Annotated in this window: 15 protein-coding genes; 4 read left to right on the forward strand and 11 right to left on the reverse strand. The window is 71.3% G+C overall.

From position 1 onward, the window contains the following. The first annotated feature begins 126 nt into the window (after nucleotides 1-126). A complete protein-coding gene (locus tag AB0M59_RS33200) occupies nucleotides 127-1,473 on the forward strand; it encodes an MFS transporter (RefSeq protein ID WP_364623267.1) in 1,347 nt (448 codons plus the stop codon). A gap of 77 nt (nucleotides 1,474-1,550) precedes the next feature. Here AB0M59_RS33200 and AB0M59_RS33205 read toward each other — a convergent pair whose 3' ends face one another. The 7 genes from AB0M59_RS33205 to AB0M59_RS33235 all read right to left on the reverse strand — a co-directional run bounded on the left by AB0M59_RS33205 (nucleotide 1,551) and on the right by AB0M59_RS33235 (nucleotide 7,170). Beyond that, nucleotides 1,551-2,927: an SPFH domain-containing protein gene (locus tag AB0M59_RS33205; protein ID WP_364623307.1), complete on the reverse strand. Its 1,377-nt coding sequence runs from the start codon at nucleotides 2,925-2,927 to the stop codon at nucleotides 1,551-1,553. A 91-nt stretch (nucleotides 2,928-3,018) separates the two neighbouring features. Then, on the reverse strand, nucleotides 3,019-3,507 hold the full coding sequence (locus AB0M59_RS33210; RefSeq protein ID WP_364623270.1) for an SPFH domain-containing protein: 489 nt from the start codon (nucleotides 3,505-3,507) through the stop codon (nucleotides 3,019-3,021). After that, nucleotides 3,504-3,938, reverse strand: a complete 435-nt coding sequence (locus AB0M59_RS33215; protein ID WP_364623273.1) for an NfeD family protein — start codon at nucleotides 3,936-3,938, stop codon at nucleotides 3,504-3,506. Before AB0M59_RS33215 ends, AB0M59_RS33210 begins: the two co-directional genes overlap by 4 nt. A gap of 84 nt (nucleotides 3,939-4,022) precedes the next feature. Then, entirely contained in the window at nucleotides 4,023-4,835 is an 813-nt protein-coding gene (locus AB0M59_RS33220) for a DUF3097 domain-containing protein (RefSeq protein ID WP_364623276.1), read from the reverse strand. Nucleotides 4,836-4,886: 51 nt separating this feature from the next. Next, a complete protein-coding gene (locus tag AB0M59_RS33225) occupies nucleotides 4,887-5,783 on the reverse strand; it encodes an aminoglycoside phosphotransferase family protein (protein WP_364623278.1) in 897 nt (298 codons plus the stop codon). Continuing rightward, complete coding sequence (locus tag AB0M59_RS33230) at nucleotides 5,768-6,592, reverse strand: SCO1664 family protein (protein WP_364623280.1); 825 nt, start codon at nucleotides 6,590-6,592, stop codon at nucleotides 5,768-5,770. The genes AB0M59_RS33225 and AB0M59_RS33230 overlap by 16 nt, the downstream gene beginning before the upstream one ends. Nucleotides 6,593-6,594: 2 nt before the next feature. Then, on the reverse strand, nucleotides 6,595-7,170 hold the full coding sequence (locus AB0M59_RS33235) for a DUF3090 domain-containing protein (protein WP_364623283.1): 576 nt from the start codon (nucleotides 7,168-7,170) through the stop codon (nucleotides 6,595-6,597). Between the two features lie 77 nt (nucleotides 7,171-7,247). Between AB0M59_RS33235 and AB0M59_RS33240 the strand changes: the two genes are divergently transcribed. Genes AB0M59_RS33240 through AB0M59_RS33250 form a run of 3 tightly spaced genes read left to right on the forward strand, consistent with a single transcriptional unit; the run spans nucleotide 7,248 to nucleotide 10,467 of the window. Next, nucleotides 7,248-9,167, forward strand: coding sequence for a prolyl oligopeptidase family serine peptidase (locus AB0M59_RS33240; RefSeq protein ID WP_364623286.1), 1,920 nt, complete (start codon nucleotides 7,248-7,250; stop codon nucleotides 9,165-9,167). Next, nucleotides 9,164-10,063: an LD-carboxypeptidase gene (locus tag AB0M59_RS33245; protein ID WP_364623288.1), complete on the forward strand. Its 900-nt coding sequence runs from the start codon at nucleotides 9,164-9,166 to the stop codon at nucleotides 10,061-10,063. The genes AB0M59_RS33240 and AB0M59_RS33245 overlap by 4 nt, the downstream gene beginning before the upstream one ends. After that, on the forward strand, nucleotides 10,060-10,467 hold the full coding sequence (locus tag AB0M59_RS33250; protein WP_364623291.1) for a TIGR03668 family PPOX class F420-dependent oxidoreductase: 408 nt from the start codon (nucleotides 10,060-10,062) through the stop codon (nucleotides 10,465-10,467). The genes AB0M59_RS33245 and AB0M59_RS33250 overlap by 4 nt, the downstream gene beginning before the upstream one ends. On the opposite strand, the gene mptB is transcribed toward AB0M59_RS33250, so the two are convergent. The 4 genes from mptB to AB0M59_RS33270 form a co-directional block, all read right to left on the reverse strand. Next, nucleotides 10,464-11,999, reverse strand: coding sequence for a polyprenol phosphomannose-dependent alpha 1,6 mannosyltransferase MptB (mptB, locus tag AB0M59_RS33255; protein WP_364623294.1), 1,536 nt, complete (start codon nucleotides 11,997-11,999; stop codon nucleotides 10,464-10,466). The genes AB0M59_RS33250 and mptB overlap by 4 nt on opposite strands. A gap of 72 nt (nucleotides 12,000-12,071) precedes the next feature. Next, nucleotides 12,072-13,727: an ABC transporter ATP-binding protein gene (locus AB0M59_RS33260; protein ID WP_364623297.1), complete on the reverse strand. Its 1,656-nt coding sequence runs from the start codon at nucleotides 13,725-13,727 to the stop codon at nucleotides 12,072-12,074. Then, nucleotides 13,724-14,620, reverse strand: coding sequence for an ABC transporter permease (locus AB0M59_RS33265; RefSeq protein WP_364623300.1), 897 nt, complete (start codon nucleotides 14,618-14,620; stop codon nucleotides 13,724-13,726). Before AB0M59_RS33265 ends, AB0M59_RS33260 begins: the two co-directional genes overlap by 4 nt. Then, on the reverse strand, nucleotides 14,617-15,632 hold a 1,016-nt coding region (locus AB0M59_RS33270), incomplete at its 5' end, for an ABC transporter permease (RefSeq protein WP_364623304.1). The genes AB0M59_RS33265 and AB0M59_RS33270, both read right to left, overlap by 4 nt.

Here is a 15,632-nt window from a genome sequence, read left to right on the forward strand (position 1 = left end):
ATCTGCAAAGTTGCAGATCCTGCACTTTGTGCATCACCGACCGGACGGGATACCGGTCATCGATCGCCGAAACCGTCGACGGGCGTCACACTGTTGTGTGACATCAGCCACCGGAGGTGTTGAGAGATGGTCTTGGGCGACAACGGAGTCACTCACAAGGTGGAACCGGACAGCAAGTCCGGGAAAGTACAAGTACGGCGTGCGGCGCTGGCGAGCGCGATCGGCACGACCATCGAGTGGTACGACTTCTTCCTCTACAACACCGCGGCGGCGTTGGTCTTCCCGCACCTGTTCTTCCCCGCCTCGAGCGCTTACGCGGGGGCCATGCAGTCGTTCGCGACGTACGCGGTCGGGTTCGCCGCCCGCCCGGTCGGCGCCGCGATCTTCGGGCACTGGGGTGACCGGATCGGCCGCAAGGCCACGCTGATCGTCACGCTGCTGCTGATGGGCATCTCCTCCGGCGTCGTCGGGATGCTGCCCGGGACGGCGGCCATCGGCTTCGCCGCGCCGCTGCTCCTGGTGCTGCTGCGGCTCATCCAGGGCATCGCCATCGGCGGTGAGTGGAGTGGTTCGGTGCTGCTCGCGATGGAGTGGGGCGACCAGCGCAAACGCGGACTGCTCGGCAGTTTCGCGCAGATCGGCGTCCCGGTCGGGCTGGTGCTGGGCACGGGCGGCATGACCCTGCTGTCGGCGACCCTCTCCCCCGAAGCGTTCGACTCCTGGGGCTGGCGGCTGCCGTTCCTGGCGAGCCTCATCCTGGTCGCGGTCGGCCTGGTGATCCGGCTGAAGATCCTCGAGACGCCGATGTTCGCCAAACTGATCAAGAACCAGCAGACGGCCCGGACGCCGGTGCTCGACGCGATCCGCCACCACTGGCGCGAAATCCTGCTCTCGGCCGGCGTGCGGTTCAGCGAACAGATGCCGTTCTACCTGTTCACCAGCTACGTGCTCGTCTACGTCGTGTCGCGGCACGAGTTCAGCAAGACGTTCGTGCTCAACGCGGTCCTCGTCGGCGCCGCGTGCGAGCTGGCGATGATCCCGTTCTTCTCGGCGCTGTCGGACCGCGTCGGCCGCAAACGGGTGTACCTGGCCGGGGCGGTGTTCACCGGCGTGATCGCGTTCCCGTACTTCACGATCCTGGCGCACGGCAACCACGCGCTGGTGTTCGTCGCGGTCGTGGTGTCGTTCATCCCGCACGCGCTGCAGTACGGCCCGCAGGCGGCGCTGATCGGCGAGAGCTTCCCGACGCACCTGCGTTACGGCGGCGCGGGGCTGGGTTATCAGCTGGCGTCGGTGTTCGCGGGCGGGCCGGCGCCGCTGCTGGCGACGTGGCTGCTGCACCAGACCGGGACGCCGTACTCGATCTCGGGCTACATCATCCTGTCGGCGGTGGTCACGGTGGTCTGCGTGATCTTCCTGAAGGACCGCTCGAAGGCCGACATCGACGACGTGACCGTGTACCAGCGCTCCTGACCCGGTCGGGCTGAAACGCCGTGAAGGCCACCTTGAGGAACTCTAAGTTCCTCAAGGTGGCCTTCACGGATTGCGCGTCAGCGGCGCGGGCCGCCTTGGGGTCCGCCGAACGGGGGCTGCTGCGGGAACGGTCCGCTGCCCGGGTTCTGCGGGCCGCCGAACTGGCCCGGCGGCGGGGACTGCGGCGGCGGGCCCTGGTACTGGCCGCCCGGGGGCTGGCCGATGGGCGGCTGGCCGGCCGGGGACTGCGGCTGCGGCAGCGCCTGCCCGCTCTGCGGGGTCGGCGGCTGTTGCTGCTGCTGGGGCGCGGACGTGACCTCGGTGCCCCGCTCCTCCTCCGCCTGCTCCAGCTCGGGCTGCTGCTGCTGGGCCGGACGCGGGATCGCCGGCCGCGCGGGCGGGGCACCGGTCGGCACCCCGAGGGCCGGGACTTCCTGGCGCGCCACGGCTTCCGCGGCCGCGACGGCCTCGGCGACCTTCGGGTCGCTCTTCGTCTCGAACCAGCTGGCGACCTCTTCGTCGTCGAGGTCCACCTTGTCCGGGACGGTGTCGTCCTTCGGCGGCTCGTAGCGGAAGACACCGTCGTCGCCGGGGGCGCCGAGCGCGCGGGCGAAGCCTTCGAGGGCCTTGCCGTAGTCGCTCGGGATCATCCAGACCTTGTTCGCGTCGCCCTGCGCCATCTGCGGCAGCGTCTGCAGGTACTGGTAGGCCAGCACCTCCGGCGTCGGGCGGCCGGCCTTGATCGCGGCGAACACCTTCTCGATCGCCTTCGCCTGACCCTGCGCCTGCAGGTACCGCGCGGCGCGCTCACCCTGCGCCCGCAGGATGCGGGACTGCCGCTCGGCCTCGGCGGCGAGGATGGTGGCCTGACGAGCACCTTCGGCGGAGAGGATCTGGCTCTGCTTCTGGCCTTCCGCGGTCTTGATCGCGGACTCCCGCTGGCCTTCCGCGGTGAGGATCATGGCGCGCTTCTCACGGTCGGCGCGCATCTGCTTCTCCATCGAGTCCTGGATGGAGGGCGGCGGGTCGATCGCCTTGAGCTCGACGCGGCCGACGCGGATGCCCCAGCGGCCGGTCGCCTCGTCGAGCACGCCGCGCAGCTGCGTGTTGATCGAGTCGCGCGAGGTCAGCGTCTGCTCGAGGCTCATGCCACCGACCACGTTGCGGAGCGTGGTGGTGGTCAGCTGCTCGACACCGACGATGTAGTTCGAGATCTCGTAGACCGCGGCGCGCGAGTCGGTGACCTGGAAGTACACGACGGTGTCGATCGAGACCGTCAGGTTGTCTTCGGTGATGACCGGCTGCGGCGGGAACGAGACGACCTGCTCGCGCAGGTCGATCCGGGCGCGCACCTTGTCCAGGAACGGCACCAGGAAGGTCAGGCCCGGCGACGCCACCGTGCGGAACCGGCCCAGTCGCTCGATCACCGCCGACTGCGCCTGCGGAACGACCATGATCGCCTTGGCTACCGTGATGATCACGAAGAGAGCCAGTAAGACGACCACGACGATCGCTACTGTGGTGGTCAAGAGATCTTCCCCTTACCTAGTACCATTCTTGCGCGGTTGACGGTGTTCCGGGCGCCGCGGGCGGGCTCACCGCGAGCGTCAGCTCCCGGGTGGCGATCCCCCAACGTCCTGTGGTGTCGTGCAGGACCGTCCACACTGTACGGTGGAGGTCCCCCGGTGCGGTGACGGCGCGCTCGGCCGTCGTCAGGCTCGCTTCCTGCCGCAACGCCGTGGTGGTCAGCTGTTCGATCGCGATCGCCGGGTTCGTGATTTCGTACGTCGCGAGCCGCGGATCGGTGACGGCGAAAACGACTTCGAATCCGATGTGGACTTCCCGTCCGTCGCCGGTCTCGATGACCCGGGGCGGCGCGGACAGGATCTGCTCGCCGAGGTCGACGCGGGCGCGGACGGTGTCGGCGAACGGCACCACGAAGTGGCGGCCGGGGCCCAGCACGGCGCGGAACCGCCCGCCGCGTTCGATCACCGCGGCCCGGCCCTCGGGGACGACGACGAGCCCCAGGCTCACGGCTCGGCCGACACGACGGCGGTGGCACCCGAGATCTCGACGACCGTGACGGACGTGCCGGGCTTGATCGGCTCGTGGTGCTCCGAGAGGCTGCGCGCGGACCAGACGTCACCGGCCAGCTTCACCTGCCCGGCCTCGTAGTCCACTGTGGACACGACGACGGCGCGGGCGCCGATCAGGGCCTCGATGCCGGTGCGGTGGCCGGTGCCGGCGAGGAAGTGCCGCTTGAGCGCCGGCCGGACCAGCACGAGCATCCCGACCGAGGCGACGGCGAACACGGCGACGTCGATGAAGAGGTTCCCGGTGAGCACGTCGGCTCCGGCGCCGAACAGCGCGCCGACGCCCAGCATGATCAGCACGAAGTCGCCGGAGACGACTTCCGCGATCATCAGGGCGATGCCGACGATCAACCAGACCACTGCCCATGCCATGGCTTCATGCTCTCAGATCGCGCCGGTTCGCACCGACGTAGTGACTGGACGTGACCTTCGCGTGACCTTGGACAATTCAGACATTCAGTCCTCTTCCGTCGGCTCGGTGACGAAGTCGATGAGCCGCTCCACGGCCCCGATGAGCGGGGTCTCGAGGTCGCGGAAACTGCTCACCCCGCTCAGGACACGTTGCCAGCCTTCATAAGGTTGCCCCCAGCCGAGCGCGTCGCAGATCCCCTGCTTCCACTCGGTGCCACGCGGGATCTTCGGCCACGCCTTGATCCCGACCGCGGCGGGCCGCACGGCCTCCCAGACGTCGATGTAGGGATGCCCGGTGACCAGCACGTTCTCGTCGTGGACGGCCTCGACGAGCCGGGACTCCTTGCTGCCGCGGACGAGGTGGTCGACGAGCACACCCAGTCGACGCGCGGCGCCGGTCCCGAACTCGGCGATCCGGTCGGAGAGCACGTCGACGCCGTCCAGGGGCTCCACGACGACCCCTTCGACGCGCAGGTCGTGTCCCCAGACGCGTTCGACCAGCTCGGCGTCGTGCTTGCCCTCGACCCAGATGCGCGAGTCGCGGGCGACGCGGGCCTGCAGGCCCTGCACCTTCACCGACCCGGACGCCGAAACCTGCTTGACCGGCGCCTTCACCACCTTGACCGGCACCAGTGTCACCGGCTTGCCCTCCAGCAGGAAGCCTGCGGGTTCGAGCGGGAAGACGCGGTGGCGGCCCTTGGCGTCTTCGAGCACGACGTTGCCGTACTCGATCTTCACCACCGCGCCGCAGTAGCCGCTGGCCGGGTCTTCGACCACGAGACCGGGCTCGGCGGGGACTTCCGGCACCTTCTTGCGGCGCGGGCCGGCGAGCACGTCGTCATAGGAATGGGAGCGCACGACCCGGCACGCTAGTGGTCTCCGGCACCCGGACGGGTCATGCCACGCCGGTCAGCGCGCCAACTCCAGGACGGCGTCGGTGAACGGCGACCGCTCGCCGCGGCGCAGCGGCGACAGCGCGACCAGCGGGGCCATCGCGACGCACCAGGCGCGGACGCGCTCGGCGTCGAAGTCCGTCACGTGCGGGGCGAGCGCGGCGAGGCCGTCGTCGATCGTGCCGCCCTTCGCCATGGGGACGAACATCCAGTCGATGGCGTCGAGCGACGGGTCGCCGATGCCGGGGCGCGGGTCGATGGCGACGGCGCCGCGGCCGGGCCCGGCGTCGAGGACGTTCGCCGGGTGCAGGTCGCCGTGGATGAGCGCCACCGGCCCGCTGGTGGCCAATTCCATCGCCCGCTCTCGGCCCTTCTGCAGGACTTCGGCGCTCAGGTGTTCCGCGGCCGGGGACTCACGGCGGCGGCGTTCGGAGAGCGTGAAGATGAAGTCGATGCCGTCGGCCAGCCGGCCGAACTGCCCCACCGGTTCGACGGAATGCAACTGGTCGAGCATCTCGCCGATCTCGGCCCACGGGACGTCGCCGTCCAGCTGGGTGCCCGGGACGAGCCCCTCGAGAAGGATGGCGTTGGCGTCGAGGTCGGCGTCGAGCACCTGGACGACGCGGGAGCAACCGGCCCACGCGCGCAGCCCGGTGAGCTCGAGCCGGGCGACTTCGGGATCGGGGGTCAGCTTGAGAACTCGCAGGTCACCCGCGGGACCGGTGCACAGCAGCGTACGGCCGGTGTTGCCGGGCCGGGCTTCGCGGACCTCGAGTCCCCACCGCGCGCTCAGCCGGGCGACCAGGCCCGGGAGTGCGTCGCACCAAGGTTCGGCCAGGTCCGCGCCGAAGCGGTCGACCAGCCGCGCACGGGCGGCGGAGTCGAGAACGTCGGAAATCAAAACAGCGGCCACGGGATGGCGCGCCAGTCGTCGCCGGGTTCGGGGAAGATGCCTTCGGCCAGCAGCAAGTCGGTGCGTTCGGCCAGCGCCCGGATCTCGAACTTCGTGATGTGCTCGGACAGCGTCTTGCCGAGGCCGCCGTCGATCTCCGAGCGCAGCTTGCGCAGCTTCTCGACGGTGTCCGGCGGTACCGGTTCGCCGATCCAGCCCCACAGCACGGTCCGCAGCTTGGGGTCGGTGTGCAGGCAGATGCCGTGGTCGACGCCGTAGACGCGGCCATCGAGGCCGGGCAGCAGGTGCCCGCCCTTGCGGTCGGTGTTGTTGACGACGATGTCGAGGACGGCGAGGTCGCGCAGCCCGGGGTGGTCGGCGTGGGCCAGCACCGCGGGTTCGCCGAGCCGGTCGTGGGCGTGCAGCACGACGCGCCAGTCCTCGGGAAGGTCGTCAGGAGCGCGGACCTCGACGACGTCGTCTTCGGTCGTCTCGATCCACAGCTGGACCATGCCGGGGCCGAACGGCCCGTCGCGCAGGACGGTCGGCGGGATCGCGCCGATGCCGGCCGCCTCGCTGATGATGGCGGTGGCGACCTCGCGGCCGGCGAGGGTCCCGTCGGGGAAGTCCCACAGCGGCCGCTCCCCCGACACCGGCTTGTACACGACCCGGCCGGTGACGCCGTCGAGCTCGATGGCGCAGAAGAGCGTGACGTTGGAGGCGTCGACGAGCCGTCCTTCGACGTCGATGCGGCCGTGCGTGACGAGTTCGCGGGACGCGGGGTCCGCCGGGTCGGGCTGAGCCGGCGGCTCCGCGGGGGTTCTCGCCATGGTCAGTCTTCGTCCGCGTCGGTCTCGCGCCGGTAGCCGTTCTGCCGGGGGCAGATGTGCCCGGTCGGGTCGAGCGGCTCCCCGCACAGCGGGCAGGGCTTGCGGCCGGCGTTGACGACGCGGTCGGCGCGCTCGGCGAAGGCGCGGGCGCCGACCGGGGTGAGGAAGACGCGGACGGCGTCGGGGCCCTCTTCGGTGTCGTCGAGCACGACCGTCTCGTCGACCTCGCCCTCGGTGATGGCGAGCAGCTCGATGACGACGGCGCTGCTGTCGGCGTCCCAGCCGAGACCCATGGTGCCGACGCGGAACTCCTCCTCGACCGGGACGGTGAGGGGGTCGACGTCGAGCTGGTCGTCGGGGACGTCGTCGGGGATGTCGGCACCGAAGCGGCTGGCGACTTCCTCGAGCAGTGAGCTGAGGCGCTCCGCGAGGACGACGACCTGCTGCTTTTCGATGCTGACGCTGATGGTGCGCACGTCCTCCGACGCCTGGAGGTAGAACGTGCGATCGCCGGGCTCGCCGACGGTGCCGGCGACGAACCGATCCGGCTGGCGGAAGACGTGGATTACGCGAGACATAGCACTGTCGACCCTAGGCCACGGGCGCATGATCGGCATCCGCCGCCCCACCCTTCGCGGGCCGCTAGCCTCTGGGGGTGTCTCGGATCTCCCCGTACGGAACCTGGTCCTCGCCCATCACCGCCGCCGAGGTGGCCGCCGCCGGTGGCGGCCCGCAGTGGCTCGACGTCGTCGGGGACGAGGTGTGGTGGGCCGAGGCGCGGCCCGGTGAGCAGGGACGGGTCGCCCTGGTCCGGGCGGTGCCAGGGGGTACCGAGGACGTGCTGCCGGCGCCGTGGAACGTCCGCAACCGGCTGCACGAATACGGCGGGCGACCCTGGGCCGTCGTCGACGGCGTGGTGGTGTTCACGCACTGGGCCGATCAGCGGGTTTACGCGGTGAGCGAAACCGGTGTGGTGCCGCTGACACCGGAGCCCGCGCAGCCCCAAAGCGTCCGTTACGGCGACCTGCGGGCCGGGCGGCCCGGTGAGGTGTTCGCGGTCCGCGAACGCAGCGTCGGACCGCGGCCCACCGACATCGAGCGGGAGCTCGTGGCGATCGCCCTCGACGGCGGCGCCGAGCGGGTGCTGGCCGCCGGTCATCACTTCCTGACCGTGCCGAAGCTGTCGCCGGACGGGCGGCACGCGGCGTGGTTCGGCTGGAACCACCCGGCGATGCCGTGGGACGGGACCGAGCTGTGCGTGGCTCCCGTCGCCGAGGACGGATCCTTCGGGCCGCACCGCGTGCTGGCCGGCGGTGCGGACGTCTCGGTGTGCCAGGTCGAGTGGGAGACGCCGGCGACGCTGCTGGCCCTGCTGGACCCGGACGGCTGGTGGAACCTGCACCGGATCGGGCTCGACGGGGCCCTGACGAATCTCGCGCCGGTCGAGCGGGAGCTGGGCGGGCCGTTGTGGAAGGCCGGTTCGCGGTGGTTCGCCCCGCTCGGCGGCGGGCGGCACGCGGTGCTCGTGTCGGGGCGGCTGGCCGTGCTCGACGAGACGGACGGCTCGGTGACACCGGTGGCCGAGGAATTGACGGCGTGGTCGTCGACGGGGCTCGCCGTCTTCGGTGACGGGGTCGCCGGGATCGCGGGCGGCCCGGTCCGGGAAGCCGCGGTCGTGCACGTCTCCCTCGATGGCGGGGTGACCGACCTGACGCCGCAGCCGGAGCTGCCGGCGGCGTTCCTGCCGGTGCCGGAGGAGCGGGTGTTCACGACGGCGGACGGTGAGACGGTGCCGGTGGTGCTGTACCGGCCGGCGAACCCGGACTTCGCGGCGCCCGAGGACGAGCGTCCGCCGTTGCTGGTGCACGTCCACGGCGGGCCGACCGGGCAGTACCTGCCGATGCTGGATCTGGAGCTGGCGTACTTCACGAGCCGGGGCATCGCGGTGGCGGCGGTGAACTACGGCGGGTCGACCGGCTTCGGGCGGGCCTACCGGGAGCGGCTGCGGGAGCAGTGGGGCGTGGTGGACGTCGCGGACTGCGTCGCGGTGGCCGAGGCGCTGGTGGCGGCCGGGCTGGCCGACGGCGACCGGCTCGCGATCCGCGGCGGCAGCGCGGGCGGGTTCACCGCGGCGGCGTCGCTGACCACGACGAAGACGTACCGGGCGGGCACGGTGATGTACCCGGTGCTGGACCTGGCCGGGTGGACCGGTACCGAGGGCGACACGCACGACTTCGAGTCGCGGTACCTGGACGGGCTGGTCGGCCCGCTGCCGCAGACGAGGCAGCGTTACGTCGAGCGGTCGCCGCTGGCGAACTCGGCGTCGCTGGCCGGGCCGGTGCTGTTCCAGCAGGGGCTGGAGGACCGGATCTGCCCGCCGGAGCAGGCGGACCGGTTCGTGGCCGGGCTGGAAGGGCGCGGGATCCCGTACGCCTACCAGCGCTTCCCCGGGGAGCAGCACGGGTTCCGGCAGGCCGCGACGATCGTGGCGGCACTGGAGGCGGAGCTGTCGTTCTACGGTCAGGTGCTCGGGTTCGACACACCGGGCGTGGCGCGGCTGGAGCTGTCGAAGTGAGGCCGCCGCGCCTGCGGGCGGGCGACACGATCGCGGTGGTCGCACCGGCCGGACCGGTGCCGGCGGACCTGCTGGAGAAGGCGATCCCGGTGCTGCGCGGCTGGGGTGTCGAGCTGCGGATCGGGCCGTGCGTGCGCGCCGAGCCGGGGTCGCCGCCGTATCTGTCCGCTTCGGACGCCGCGCGGGCGGCGGAGTTCACCGACGCGTGGCTGGACCCGGGTGTGCGGTGCGTGCTGGCGGCGCGGGGCGGCTACGGCGTGCAGCGGATGCTGGACCTGGTGGACTGGGCCGCGTTGCGCGAGGCGGGGCCGAAGGTGCTGGCCGGGTCGTCGGACATCACGGCGTTGCACCGGGCGGTGGATGTCCACTTGGGACTGTCCAGTTTGTTCTCCCCGATGCCGGCGAGCGTGCTGTTCGACGACTTCGCGGTGGAGCACCTGCGGCGGTCCCTGTTCGACCCCGAGCGGAATCTGGTGGTGCGCGGCGGTTCGGCGCTGGTGCCGGGCCGGGCGTCGGGCCGGTTGACCGGCGGGAACCTGTCGCTGCTGGCGGCGGGGCTCGGAACTCCGGAGCAAGGTTCGGCGCAGGACGCGGTGGTGCTGCTGGAGGACGTCACCGAGAGCGTGTACCGGCTGGACCGGATGCTGACGCAGCTGCTGCGCAGCGGCTGGTTTTCCGGCGTCCGCGGGATCGTGCTGGGTTCGTGGGCGGCGTGCGGTGACCCGGCGGACGTGCGTGCGCTGATGGTGGAGCGGCTGGGACCGTTGGGGGTGCCGGTGGTGGCGGAGTTCGGGTTCGGGCACGTGGCGTCGTCGCCGACGTTGCCGCTGGGCTTGCCGGTGGAGCTGGACGCGGACCTGGGGACGCTGACGTTCGGCTCCCCGGCGCTGTCATGACTCCGGACGAGGCCCGGGAACGGTTCGCCGCGGCGCGGGTCGCCCGGCTGGCGACGGTGTCGGCGGCCGGGGTCCCGCACCTGGTGCCGGTGACGTTCGCGGTGCGCGGCGACACGGTGGTGTTCGCGGTGGACCACAAACCGAAGTCGACGACGTCGCTGCGACGGCTGCGCAACATCGCGGAGAACCCGGCGGTGTGCTTCCTGGCCGACGGGTATGCCGAGGACTGGTCGCGGCTGTGGTGGGCCCGGGCCGACGGCGTCGCGCGGGTGCTGTCCGACGACGAACGCGCCGAGCCGGTCTCGTGGCTGGTGGCGAAGTACGAGCAGTACGCGGAGCGGCCGCCGGAGCACGCGGTGGTGGTGACGGAGATCCACACCTGGCGCGGCTGGACCGGTTCTTAGTCGCGGAGGAACTTCTCCGGGCGCCGCCACGCGTCGATGAGGCCCAGCGGGTCGGGGCGCAGCAGGGAAGCCGCCGAGTACAGGCTCGCCACCACGACCAGGGCGATGAACCACCAGTCGTACAGGGCCTGCTCGCCGGTCGGGTAGTACACCAGCGTCACGAACACCGACACCGCCACCACGAGCGCCAGGTGGCGGGGCTGCCACTTGAACGCCGACAGGAGCACGAAACCCCAGGTCAGGTACCACGGCAGGGTCGGCGGCATGAGGATCGCGACCGCGAGCAGCGAGATCCCGGCGCGGTAGACGGCTTCGGTGCCGCCGCCGCGGCCGAGCCACCACTGGCGGACGCCGAAGGCGATCAGGACGAGCATGCCGGCCGCGCGGGCGACCGTGACGAACGGCGAGACCTGGACGTCCACGACGATGTGGACCAGGTTGTAGAACACCTCGCCGATGCCGGTGGGGATGTTCAGCCAGTTCGCGATGAGCTGCGGGGCCTTGAGCCCGGACCACCAGCCCATGTTGAGCGAGCCGAGCGAGATCCACGTGCCGGCGACGAACACCGGCAGGAACAGCCCCACCGAGGCGGCGCCGGCGCGCAGGAAGTTGCGGACCTTCGACTCGCCTTCGAGGTGGTTGGCCCACATCCAGACGATGAACGGCAGCGCGATCGCGGCCGTCGGCTTGATCAGCATCCCGATCGTGACCAGGACGACCGCGACGACGTGCTTCTTCTCCAGGGCGGCGAGGACGCCGATGGTGAGGAAGGCGAGCATCATCAGGTCGTTGTGCGGGCCGCCGAAGAGGTGGATGACCATCATCGGGCTGGCGACGGCGAGCCACAGCGCGACCGGGAGCTTGCCGCCGAGGTGCTTGACCAGCCGCGGGAGCGCCCAGAGCGTGCCGACCAGGCCGACGAGCAGGACCAGGCGCATGAGGATGACGCCGAGGATCATGTTGTCGCCGCTGACCGAGACGACGCCCTTGGAGATCAGCAGGAACAGCGGCCCGTACGGCGCGGGGGTCGTCTGCCAGAGCGGGTGGACGTTCTGCACGACGTTCGGCAGCACGTCGAGCTCGGCGGGGCCGTTGGCGTACGGGTCGAGCCCGTAGAGCAGCTGGGCGCCCTGGCCGAGGTAGGAGAAGACGTCGCGGGTGAACAGCGGCGGCGAGATGAGCAGCGGCGCCATCCAGCAGCCGGCGGCGATGAGGATGGGACGGCTGCCGACGCGGCCGAGCAGCACGTAGCGGCCGAGCCGGACCCAGGCCCACACGACGAGGCCGAAGCCGGTGTAGAGGACGGCGTTGGCGAGCATGCGCCCGTGGCCGTAGCGGATCCACGAGAGCGGGCCGTGGCCGAGCACGGGGTCCTTGATCAGGATGCCGCCGGCGCCGAAGGCGGCGATCATGAGCAGCGTGCTGCCGACCGTGCCCATCGCGATCGTGCGGTACGGGAATCGCGAAGGCGTGAGAAGTCGCTCGGCCAGCGTGGTCGAGGACGTCTGCGCGGGGTCGGTGGTGGTCGCCATTTCCGTTCGGAGGTTACACACTGCGCTGAAGCGGGCTTCCCGCAGTATCAGTTTTTCGACGTCACGTCGCGGTCAGTTCGCGACGGTGCGGCGCTGGGCGGTGCCGCCGGGCAGGGCGGCCAGCAGGGACTTCGTGTATTCGTGCTGCGGATCGAGCAGGACTTGTTCCACCGTCCCGGTTTCGACGAGCTCGCCGCGGTACATCACGGCGACGCGGTCGGCGATGTTCCAGGCCAGGCCGAGGTCGTGGGTGATCACCAGGGCGGCGAGGCCGAGCTCGCGGCGCAGCCGCAGCAGCAGCGCGAGGATCTCGCCGCGGACGGACGCGTCGAGGGACGCGACCGGTTCGTCGGCCACCACCACCGACGGTTCGAGGGCGAGGGCACCGGCGATGACGACGCGCTGGCGCTGGCCGCCGGAGAGCTGGTGCGGGAGCCGGTCGGCGTACTTCTCGGCGGGCCGCAGCTCCGCGGCCTCCAAGGCCCGGTGGACGACGGCGCGCTCGTCGGCGAGCTTGTGGATGCGGGGGCCTTCCGCGACGGCTTCGTAAACCGTGTGGGCGGGGTTGAGCGCGCTGGTCGGGTCCTGCAGGACGAGCTGCACCTGCCGCCGGTAGGCCTTGAGCCCGGCGCCGCCGGACGGGACCGGGTTCCCGGCGTAGCGGACCACGCCGGAGTCGGGTTTCTGCAGGCCGAGCAGGGTGCGGGCGAGGGTCGTCTTCCCGGAGCCGGACTGCCCGACCAGGGCGACGATCTCGTCGCGGGCGATGGCGAGGTCGACCCCGGCGACGGCGTCGATGCGCTTGCCGGTGCGGTCGCGGAAGGACACCCGCAGGTTCTCCGCGGCCAGCAGCGGTTCCCCGCCCGGGGCGCGGTCCGCGGGCTCCGGTGGCAGCGGGTTGCTGGTCGCCGGGGCGAAGCGCGACACCGGGTCCCCGACCGTCGGGAACGCCGCCGCGAGCGCCTGGGTGTGTTCGTGCTTCGGCGAGCCCATCACCTCGGCGCTGGGGCCTTCTTCGACGATCTGCCCGTCGTACATCACGGCGATGCGCTTGCAGGTGGCGGCGAGCACGGACAGGTCGTGGCTGATCATGATCAGGCCGATGTCCTGCTCGGCGACCAGCCGCGAGAGCAGGTCGAGCACCTGGGCCTGGACGATGACGTCGAGGGCGGTGGTCGGCTCGTCGGCGATGATCAGCCGGGGCGAGCAGGCCAGGGCCATCGCGATCATGACGCGCTGCTTCTGCCCGCCCGAGAGCTCGTGGGGGTAGGCGCCGGCGCGGCCCGGGGGCAGGTCGACCTGGGTGAGCAGCTCGGCGACGCGGGCGTCGACAGCGGCGTCGGTGAGCGCCTTGCCGCCCTCGGGCGGGTGCAGTCGCAGCGGCTCGGCGATCTGGTCGCCGATCTTGCGGACCGGGTTGAGGGCGTGCATGGCGCCCTGGAACACCACCGACGCCTCGGCCCAGCGGACCGCGCGCAGGCGGCCCCACTTCATCGCGGTGACGTCTTCGCCGTCGAGGACGATCTCCCCGGTGATCGTCGCCGTGTGCGGCAGCAGCCGCAGGACGCTCATCGCGACGGTGGACTTGCCCGAGCCGGACTCCCCCGCGACGCCGAGGGTGCCGCCGGGGTCGAGACTCAGGTCGACGCCGCGGACGGCGGGCACCTCCTGCTCGCCCACGGCGTAGGTGACGGTGAGGTCCTTGAGCTGCAGCAGCGGGGTGGTCACTTCTTCAACCTCGGGTTGAGCACGGTCTCCAGGCCCCGGCCGACCAGGGTGAAGAAGAGGACGACGAGCACGATCGCGATGCCCGGCGGGAGCACGTTCCACCACGCGCCGCGGCTGATGGCGCCGTTGTTGAGCGCGCTTTCCAGCACCAGGCCCCAGGTGACGGAGTTGGGGTCGCCGACGCCGAGGAACGACAGGGTCGCGTCGGCGATGACCGCGTTGCCGACCACCAACGTGGTGTTGGCCAGCACGAGCGGCATGACGCCGGGCAGGACGTGCTTGCCGATGACGTGCAGGTGGCCGCCGCCGAGGGCGTGCGAGCGCTCGATGTACGGGCGGCTCTCGATGGTCAGCGTCTGCGCCCGGACGAGCCGGGCGGTGCTGGGCCAGGCGGTGAGGCCGATGGCGACGATGATCGTGCCGACGCCCTTGGGCAGCACCGCCGAGAGCGCGATCGCGAGGATCAGCGAGGGCAGGACCAGGAAGAAGTCGGTGAACCGCAGCAGCGTCGCCGACACCCAGCCGCCGAAGTGCGCGGCGGTGATGCCGATGAGCGTGCCGATGATGACCGACAGCAGCGCCGCGGAGAACCCGACGAGCAGGGAGATCCGGCTGCCCCAGATGGTCATCAGCAGCACCGAACGGCCGAAGTTGTCCGTACCGAGCCAGAAGTCGCCGTTGGGCGGGGACAGCGGCTCGCCGGTCGCCTTGGTGACGTCGAGGCCGCTCTGGTCGCTGATCAGCGGCAGCAGCAGCGCGACGACGACGGTGGCGCCCAGCAGGACCAGCCCGATGAGCGCGGCCCGCTGCCCGGCGAACTCGCGCCAGGTCCGGGCGATCGACGCGCGCCGGCGGCTCCAGGCGATCTGCCGCGGCGTTTCGGCGGTGGTCATGAGGTACGCACCCTGGGGTCGAGCACGCGGTAGAGCAGCTCCGCGAGCAGGTTCATCAGCACCACCGCGCTCGCCAGCACGGTGAACACGCCCTGGAGCACCGGCAGGTCGGGGCCGTGCAGCGCGTCGTAGGTCAGCTGGCCGAGGCCGGGCCAGCTGAACACGGCTTCGACGGTGACCGCGCCGGCGACGACCGCGCCGAACTGCATGAACACCAGCGTGGTGGTCGGCAGCAGCGCGTTGGGGACGGCGTGGCGCTTGCGGACGAGGTCGTCGCGCAGGCCCTTGGCGCGGGCGGTGGTGAGGTAGTCGGCGTTCATCTCCCCCAGCAGCGACGACCGCATGATCAGCATGTACTGGGCGTAGAACACCGCCAGCAGCGTCAGGCACGGCAGCACCAGGTGGTGCAGGACGTCGAGGGTCTGGGAGAGGACGTCGGGCGCGGCGTCCGGGGAGTGCATGCCGCGGCTGGGGAACAGGCCGTTGGTCAGCACGAGCAGCATCAGGCCGAGCCAGAACTGCGGGACCGACCAGAGGGTCAGCGCGATCCCGGTCTGGGCGCGGTCGAAGAAGCTGTCGCGGCGCCAGGCGGCGCGGATGCCCAGCCACAGGCCGATGACAACCGCGAGGATGGTGGCGCTGCCGACGAGCAGGATGGTCGGCCAGAGCCGTTCGCCGATCATGTCGGCGACCGGGCGGCCGTTGTTGAGCAGCCGGGATTCGCCGAGGTCGCCGTGCAGCAGGTTCCAGAAGTACTGGCCGAACTGGACGAAGATGGGCTTGTCGACGCCCATCTTCTCGCGCAGCTCGGCGATCTGCTGGGGGCTGGTGGCGCGGTCGCGGGTCATGGCGGCGACCGGGTCGCCGGGCAGCATCCGGAAGAGGAAGAAGAACAGCACGATCACCAGCACGATGCTGATGAGTCCTTCGATGATCTTCTTGAGGACGAACCGGGCGGTGCCGGTCCCGCCGCGGGGGGGGGGGGGGGGGGCGGGCGGACCCGCCCCCGCCA

The organism is Amycolatopsis sp. NPDC051371 (genome assembly GCF_040682155.1).
Lineage (GTDB): Bacteria > Actinomycetota > Actinomycetes > Mycobacteriales > Pseudonocardiaceae > Amycolatopsis.

Excerpts from the sequence above, each read along its gene's own strand:
- AB0M59_RS33200 (WP_364623267.1), top strand. The coding sequence starts at position 127 with ATGGTCTTGGGCGACAACGGAGTCACTCACAAGGTGGAACCGGACAGC.
- AB0M59_RS33215 (WP_364623273.1), bottom strand. The coding sequence starts at position 3,938 with ATGGCATGGGCAGTGGTCTGGTTGATCGTCGGCATCGCCCTGATGATC.
- AB0M59_RS33230 (WP_364623280.1), bottom strand. The coding sequence starts at position 6,592 with ATGGCGAGAACCCCCGCGGAGCCGCCGGCTCAGCCCGACCCGGCGGAC.
- AB0M59_RS33205 (WP_364623307.1), bottom strand. The coding sequence starts at position 2,927 with ATGGTCGTTCCGCAGGCGCAGTCGGCGGTGATCGAGCGACTGGGCCGG.
- AB0M59_RS33250 (WP_364623291.1), top strand. The coding sequence starts at position 10,060 with ATGACTCCGGACGAGGCCCGGGAACGGTTCGCCGCGGCGCGGGTCGCC.
- AB0M59_RS33235 (WP_364623283.1), bottom strand. The coding sequence starts at position 7,170 with ATGTCTCGCGTAATCCACGTCTTCCGCCAGCCGGATCGGTTCGTCGCC.
- mptB (WP_364623294.1), bottom strand. The coding sequence starts at position 11,999 with ATGGCGACCACCACCGACCCCGCGCAGACGTCCTCGACCACGCTGGCC.
- AB0M59_RS33265 (WP_364623300.1), bottom strand. The coding sequence starts at position 14,620 with ATGACCACCGCCGAAACGCCGCGGCAGATCGCCTGGAGCCGCCGGCGC.